We start from the raw sequence: 7,669 nt of genomic DNA, 5'->3' as shown, positions 1-7,669 counted from the left end.
GGTCAAAGTAGATCAATGCCCGCAGGAACTTCGCTTCCCCAATGATCTGCGCTTTAGCGGCTGCATCCATCGTAATGCCGGGCACATTCTTAATCACCCTGTTTGCACGGTCTATCATCAGGTAACAGTTTGTATAGAACGCATCAAAAGCAGGGTTGGAGGCTGAATAAAGGTTATTATCAAGCTCCAGTGTGCTGGCGCCAACGTTTGATTGCACGGTCAGCTCCTCAGAATTTACATCCGCAAGATTGATCATCGTCATGTTATAAATGTTGCGCAGCCGGTCATACACTGCATCAAGCGCAACGGTGGCATCACTGGCTGTTTTGAAGGAGTTCTCTTCCCCCAGGAACGAATAGGGTACCTCAACCAGGTTGTTTTTACAGCCTCCCCCCAGCATTATTGCTATAACCAGAAAACCGCCCGCCAACAATGTTTTGTTCGATAATTTATATTGTAGTTTCATCTTTATCAGCGTTTAATTATAAAGTAATGGACAAGCCAAGCATGTAGATCCTTGACGGCGGGTAATTGAAGTTATCCACCCCATATTGAATATTACTATTGAAATCGCCGTTCACTTCAGGATCATAGCCTTTGTAATGGCTGAACGTGAGCAGGTTTTGCGCACTGACGTAAACACGGGCTCTTTTTATGGCCTTCGTAAAACCGGGCAGCTGGTAACCCAATGTGACCGTTTTTAGCCGTATAAACGAGCCGTCTTCTATGGCAAAATCAGAAACAGCCGGTAAAACCCATTGGCGTATAGCGCCGGCTGAGTTGCTGGGATTCGTGGCAGTCCAGTGTTCCGTATAATATGATTTCAGGTGGTTATATTGTGCATCGATCAGGGTAGTGAAGTTGTTATAGATCTTGTTACCCTGTACACCCTGCAGGAAAAAGGAAAAGTCAAATCCCTTGTAGGAGAAATTGTTGGTTAAACCGAAAATAAACTTAGGCAGGCCATTACCCAGCACTTTACGGTCGCTGGATTCATTGTATACACCATCTCCGTTTATATCCTTCCAGCGGTAGGCGCCGGGCAAGCTGCCGGCCTGCGCTAAGGGGCCTGCAGCATCGATCTGTTCTTTTGTTTGCCATATACCATCAAATACATTACCATAAAAGGAGCCCAGCGGCTTTCCAACCTCTATAATGGTTAACCCGGAAAAGTAATGATCCACGCCATTGGCAAGGGATATTACCTTGTTGTCGTTATAGGAAACATTGCCGGCCGTGGTCCATTTAAATCCATCTGCACCCTGGTCAACATTTACCGTGCTAACCGCAAGCTCAAAGCCTTTATTCTGTACACTGCCAATATTCCGCAGCACACTGGTGGCGCCGGTAGTTGCCGGCAGATCCACATACAGTAGCAGGCCGCTGGTTTTTTTCAGGTAATAATCGCCAATAACGGTGATCCTGTTATTCATAAAACCGGCGTCAAAGCCAATATCCAGCTGGGCGGTTTTCTCCCATTTCAGATCCGGGCTTTCAATACGCGAAACCTGGTTGGTAAGCACCTCAACATCGTTAAAAACCGTTTTCCCGATCGTGTATTGCGAGAGGGAATTATAAAGGCCTATTCCGTCATTACCGGTAATGCCATAGCTCACCCGCAGCTTCAGGTCGCTTATGATACGGCTGTTCTTTAAGAAGTTTTCGTCGGATACACGCCAGGCAAATGCACCGGAAGGGAAAAACCCATATTTATTATTAGCGCCGAAACGGGATGAGCCGTCTGCACGGGCGCTGACGGTGAATAAATACCGGTCCTTAAAACGGTAATTTATTCTGGCCAGGTAAGAGTTTAGTCCCCATTTCTCTAAGCTGCTGCTGGTAATATCCAGTGTATTGGCTGCCGACAGGTTATTAGCGCCCATGGTGTAGTTGGGAAAATTCTCCGCTTCCTGGTAGGTGCGCTGCATTCTGTTGCTTTGAAAAGTTATACCGGCCAGCACATCAAAGGCATTATCCTGGTTTATTTTTTTGGTATAGGTAAGTGTGTTTTCATTTAAAGTATTGATGTTTTCCGAAGTGCCATTGCTTCCATAACCATTCCGGCCGCTTCCTGCAAGTGTTTGCGGCGTAAAGAATACATTCCTGAATGAGTTTTGAATATCTGCGCCAAAACTAATGTGCGCCTTCAGGCCATCTGTGATGCTGAAATCTCCAAATACATTACCCAGCATCCTGTCCGTTGTAAGCAAATTGGTTGAAGTATGCAGCATGGCAACGGGATTAGGAGTGCTCGCAAAGCCGGTGCCAGGGCCCAGGTTAAGTAATTGGTAGCTGCCATCAGCTGCATAAACCGGGCTGGCCGGCGAAATGGTCAATGCCTCATAGATCGGGCCGGCGACCAGGCCTTCAGAAACGCCGTTATTGATGGTGCGCGATGCGGTAAGATTGGTGCCTATTTTAATACGGTCGCTCAAGGTGGCATCTAAATTGATCCTGGAAGCATAGCGTTTAAAGTTGTTATCAATAACGATCCCATCCTGGTTAAGATAGTTGCCGCTTACCAGGTAGCGTATTTTATCGGAACCTCCGGTAACGGACAGCTGATAGCTTTGCATCGGCGCAGTCCTGAAGATCTCTTTTTGCCAGTCGGTACCTTCACCGTAGGAAGCAACGGGCTTAGGATAAGGCCCGTCAGGGTTGCCAAACCTTAAAGCGTAACCCAGATTGGCAAGCTGCTCATTTTTCAGATTCAGGTGATCCATCGCGTTCCCCAGCTTCAGTTGTTTCACAACTTCCTGTGCACCCACGTAGCTTTCAAACTCAATATTCGGCTGGCCCGATCTTCCGCGCCGGGTAGTTACCAGCACAACGCCGTTCGCTCCTCTTGAACCATATATGGCCGTAGCAGAAGCATCTTTCAAAACTTCTATTGATTCAATATCATTTGGATTAATAGTAGACAGCGGGTTAGCATAGCTGGCGCCGCTTCCAATGGCCCCGTTTGCGGCCGTTGGTACGGAGATCGGAAAGCCATCAACAACGTATAAAGGATCATTGCTGGCGGAAATAGAGTTGCCGCCGCGCACACGGATCGTTACGCCGCCACCCGGTGAATTGGATGCCTGTGTTATTTGCACGCCCGATACTTTGCCCTGCAATGCCTGGTTAAAAGAGTTAATAGGCTGCGACTTTATTTCCGTGGATCCTATAGAGGATACTGAGCCGGTCAGGTCTTTTTTACGTACGGTGCCGTAACCGATCACTACTATCTGGTTCAGTCCCTTTGATTCCACTTTTAGCTGAACATCAATGGTAGTGCGCCCTTCAATGGGAATTTCCTGTGTTAAATAACCGATACTGGTAAAAACAAGCGTTCCTTTGCTGTCCGGAACGTTGAGGGAATAGTTACCTTTTGCGTCCGATATCGTGCCCAGGTTAGAATCTTTCAGTTTGATGCTGGCCCCCGGTAAGCTACCCTGTTCATCTGTTACCTTTCCGCTTATCCTGATCGTGCTGGCAGATTGACCGACTACCCGGGCCGGCAATTTCAGGGGTGTGATCAATATAGTTTTTTGATTGATCACATAATTAAAGGGCTGGTTATTAAAACATATTTTTAAAGCGTCTTCCAGCGAACCGCCTTTTATGTTAATAGTAACAGGTTTTGCAGCAACCAGGATATCAGGGTCGCAAAGAATACTGTAACCCGTTTGCTGGCGAATATCATTTAACGTTTCCCATAACGGGGCATTCTTTTTATTTAAATTAATTTTCTGAGCTTTTGAAGATGCGCTTACCTGCATAAAGGCGATAAGGCACATGAAAAATGAAAGTTTCATAACGCTCCACAGTTTAGGCTGGACATGGAATGGACATCCGCGTCCAAATGCAGGATAAATTCTATACATTTGAATGTCAGGTTAATTAAATAATTGGTTGATAACAGCGACTATATTGATTACCTGCGTGCACAGCTCCCGGGGCTGTGTTTCGCCAGGGGCGGTTGCAACGCCCCTGGTTTTTTTGCGGTAATTTCTTTTTAGTAAGATTAATTCATTAAGATCACCCGCCTTCCTTCTATTTTATAGTGGATCCCGGATGTAATTGTGATGTTATCCAGTAGTTCCCGGATGTTGTTGTATTTAGATATAATCCCCCTTAGTTTCTTTTGACTTACATCGGTTTGGTATTCTACATCCACATCATACCACCTGGCAGCTATTCTTAACACGTCTTCAATACGCTCGTCATTAAACACAAACAACCCGTTTTTCCAGCCCATTACCTCATCCAGGTCGGCATTCCTGACAAGCAAAGGCGCTTTCAGATCATTAACAGCCATTTGCCCGGGTTTTATAATGGCATGGCTGTTTTTGCCGCTTACTTTTACGGAGCCTTCCAGTAAAGTGGTTCTGATATCAGGATCATCATTATAAGCCCTGATATCAAAATGTGTCCCTAACACTTCCACGGTTTGCTTGCCATCTACATTCACAAAAAATGGTTTGCCGGCATCCCTGGCCACTTCAAAGTAGGCCTCCCCGGTTAATTTCACCTGGCGTTCTTTTCCCCTGAAGGCAACGGGATAGGTTAATGACGAAGCTGCGTTTAACCATACACGGGTGCCGTCCGGGAGGGTTAGCTCATATTGCCCGCCCTTGGGAACACTCAGGGTGTTTAGCGCATCTGTGGTAGTGGCGGAGCCATCGCCCTGGTAATCAATTTTACCGTCTGCCCGCTTGCTCACAAGAACGCCTGCCTGGGAAGCGATATTTCCGCTTTGGGCCGCCTGAAGATCTATTTTAGTACCATTAGACAGGATCAGTATTGCTTTATTGGCGCCCGGCGAGATCTCTGTGCCTTTTGCCTGATATGACAATCGCTCCGCAGGTATAGGTGATTTAACTTTATAGATCCGGAAACTAACAGAAAGCGCTATAACGATCGCTGCAGCAGCGGCTATCCTTATCATATAAGTCCTCAAAGTGTTGCTGCGGGTGCTTTCCGGTTGCCCGATCCTGGCCCACACCTTCTTTAACGCAGTTTCCTCATCAAATGCATGCAAATGCTCAATCTCCTGCTTCCGGGTGCTTTCACTCAAAAGCTTTTCAAGGATCTCCCGGTTGCCGGCACTTTTATTCAGCCATGCTTCCAGCTCCGCTTCCTCAGATGCGGTAAGGGTACCATACAGCTTGCGGGCCAGCAGGCTGCTTATATGAAACGGATCATATAGCTCATTATCGGACATGACAATTAATTGGTGTTAATATAGAAACAACCAACTATCCTGTTTCCTCTAAAAGAGTTTAAATTTTTTTTTTAGAATATCATCAATGGGTAGCTGAGAGGGTGGGGGAAGGGCCTCACTTGAAGTATATAGATAATATCAGGGATGTTAAAACAGCAAACCCTCTATCTGAAAGGCGTTTTCTTAAAATGGAAAGCCCGCGCATTTTTTGATTGTAAACCGTACTGATGGCAATATCAAGCTTATCTGCTATTTCTTTAGGCTGCAGTCCGTCTTCAAAGATCATTTTAATGATTTTCCCGCACTGATCCGGTAAGGCATTCACCTCAGCGGAGATCTCACGGATGGCTTCAATGTAAATAATTTCGTTGAGGAAGGGCTCCTCAAACCCATCTTTGAAAAAAGCCAGTTCCAGATCATGCTTCATTTTACGGCTTTGCTTTTTTATAGCGTTCAGGGAAGCATTCCGGGTACTTATGTAGAGAAAGGCCTTAATTGCATGCAGGCTGGGAAAGTCGGTATGCTTACTCCATAGCTTACAAAAAATGTCCTGAACAATTTCCTCCGCTGTGAATTTATCCGAGGTTAACCGCGTGGCAAATAAGCACAATGCACCGTAAAATTTATGGAAAATATAATCAAAAGCGTAAGCGTCACCTTTTAGCAACCTCTCTAACAGTTCATCCTCGTTTTTTATTTGATCAGTGGCCATCGTGGAATGGGAAAGCATTTCGAATATAAACATAAATATTAAAAACGAGAAATTGCCGGTTTTTTGCCGCTGGCAATGGTGCTCTATATATAATGCTATTTTAAAATGTGACTGGATGCTTATATCCTGATGCCGGAAGCTGGTGGAGGGAGCTGCAGGTCCGTTGGCGTGTATGTACTCTTTCCACCGCTCTAATATTAACCGGTTGCATTTTGAGGTTTTTTTCTATATTTAGTGTTGTAAAACACATACATGCGGCATTCCCGGGCCGCAATATTTTTGAAGTTGTTATTAAATGTCATTCTGACAAATAAAAGAGAAATTAGCGTTATGAAAATATTATTCCATCTCATTAACTATATGATGAGAAAACAGATAGTCCTCTTTTACATACTCTGCAATATATGCTGCCTTCGCGTTGCAGCGCAATCGAGGCTTTATTCCAACGAATTTCCATTGGGGGACGTTAAGCTGTTGGAAGGCCCGTTTAAACAGGCCCGGGACCTGAACATCAAAACATTAATGCAGTATAATGTTGACCGTTTGCTGGCGCCTTACCGCAAAGAAGCAGGCTTAACACCAAAAGACTCCAGTTATGCAAACTGGGATGGCTTAGATGGCCATATCGGTGGCCATTATTTAACTGCAATGGCTATAAATGCTGCAGCCGGTAATGCAGGCTGCCGCCAGCGCCTGGATTATATGATTGCGGAATTAAAGACCTGCCAGGATGCCAACACCAAACAGCACGCCGGCTGGGGCACAGGCTATGTGGGCGGCGTACCGGATAGCAAGGCCGTTTGGCTGTCTGTTAAGCAGGGCGATTTTAAAGCCTTTCATGCAGCATGGGTGCCATGGTACAATGTACATAAAACGTATGCAGGCCTGCGGGACGCCTGGGTGTATACCGGCAATGAGGATGCAAAAAATATCTTTCTTAAGTTTTGCGACTGGGCGGTAAACATAACCGCCGGGTTAACGGAAGATCAAATGCAGGCGATGCTTGATACGGAGCAGGGCGGGATGAATGAAGTGCTGGCGGATGCATATCAGCTTAGCGGTGATAAGAAATACCTGGCTGCGGCTAAAAGATTTTCGCATAGAATGTTGCTCAACTCAATGGCTGATGGTATCGATAACCTTGATAACAAACATGCAAATACACAGGTGCCTAAGGCAGTTGGCTTTGCCAGGATCGGTGAGCTAAGCGGAGACCCGGTATACGAAGGCGCAGGCAGATTTTTCTGGCAAACTGTTACCGCCAACCGCACACTCGCTTTTGGAGGCAACAGCCGGCGCGAGTTTTTCCCAAGCGCGGCAGCATGTACCGATTTTGTTAATGACGTGGAAGGTCCTGAATCGTGTAACTCCAGCAATATGCTTAAGCTTACGGAAGATCTGTTCCGGATGACGCCTACAGCCAGGTATGCAGATTATTATGAACGTACAATGCTCAATCATATCCTGTCAACACAAAACCCCGAAACAGGCGGTTATGTGTATTTCACGCCTGTTCGTCCCCGCAGTTACCGGGTATATTCCGCACCCAATGAAGCTATGTGGTGCTGTGTGGGAACAGGCATGGAGAACCACGGCAAGTATAGCCAGTTTATTTACACGCACTCGCATGATTCGCTGTACGTAAACCTGTTTGTAGCGTCGGCCTTAAGCTGGAAAGAAAAGGCGATACAGCTGCGCCAGGAAACAACCTTTCCGTATGAAGAGCGAACCAGGTTGGTTATTACAGG

The 7,669-nt window shown here is 46.1% G+C and carries 5 protein-coding genes; 1 reads left to right on the top strand and 4 read right to left on the bottom strand.

Features of this window, described 5'->3' with window-relative positions; translation table 11 throughout:
* The 4 genes from VIM87_RS03240 to VIM87_RS03225 all read right to left on the bottom strand — a co-directional run.
* A partial coding sequence (locus tag VIM87_RS03240) for a RagB/SusD family nutrient uptake outer membrane protein (protein WP_331995576.1) occupies nt 1–466 on the bottom strand: 466 nt, incomplete at its 3' end.
* A gap of 16 nt (nt 467–482) precedes the next feature.
* A complete protein-coding gene (locus VIM87_RS03235; RefSeq protein ID WP_331995575.1) occupies nt 483–3,800 on the bottom strand; it encodes a TonB-dependent receptor in 3,318 nt (1,105 codons plus the stop codon).
* Nucleotides 3,801–4,009: 209 nt separating this feature from the next.
* Complete coding sequence (locus VIM87_RS03230) at nt 4,010–5,209, bottom strand: FecR family protein (RefSeq protein WP_331995574.1); 1,200 nt, start codon at nt 5,207–5,209, stop codon at nt 4,010–4,012.
* 115 nt (nt 5,210–5,324) lie between these two features.
* Complete coding sequence (locus VIM87_RS03225; RefSeq protein WP_331995573.1) at nt 5,325–5,921, bottom strand: RNA polymerase sigma-70 factor; 597 nt, start codon at nt 5,919–5,921, stop codon at nt 5,325–5,327.
* A gap of 456 nt (nt 5,922–6,377) precedes the next feature.
* Between VIM87_RS03225 and VIM87_RS03220 the strand changes: the two genes are divergently transcribed.
* Nucleotides 6,378–7,669 (top strand): beta-L-arabinofuranosidase domain-containing protein (locus VIM87_RS03220; protein ID WP_331995572.1); only part of this gene is annotated, 1,292 nt, incomplete at its 3' end.

Origin of the sequence: Chitinophaga sp., assembly GCF_036569125.1 — a bacterium.
Taxonomy (GTDB): Bacteria; Bacteroidota; Bacteroidia; order Chitinophagales; family Chitinophagaceae; genus Chitinophaga.
Note: the sequence above shows the minus strand (reverse complement) of the source record. Positions and strands in the feature narration are given on the sequence as shown.

What these genes read in the sequence shown, in the direction of transcription:
- VIM87_RS03230 (WP_331995574.1), bottom strand. Translation starts at nt 5,209, where the DNA reads ATGTCCGATAATGAGCTATATGATCCGTTTCATATAAGCAGCCTGCTG.
- VIM87_RS03225 (WP_331995573.1), bottom strand. Translation starts at nt 5,921, where the DNA reads ATGGCCACTGATCAAATAAAAAACGAGGATGAACTGTTAGAGAGGTTG.
- VIM87_RS03235 (WP_331995575.1), bottom strand. Translation starts at nt 3,800, where the DNA reads ATGAAACTTTCATTTTTCATGTGCCTTATCGCCTTTATGCAGGTAAGC.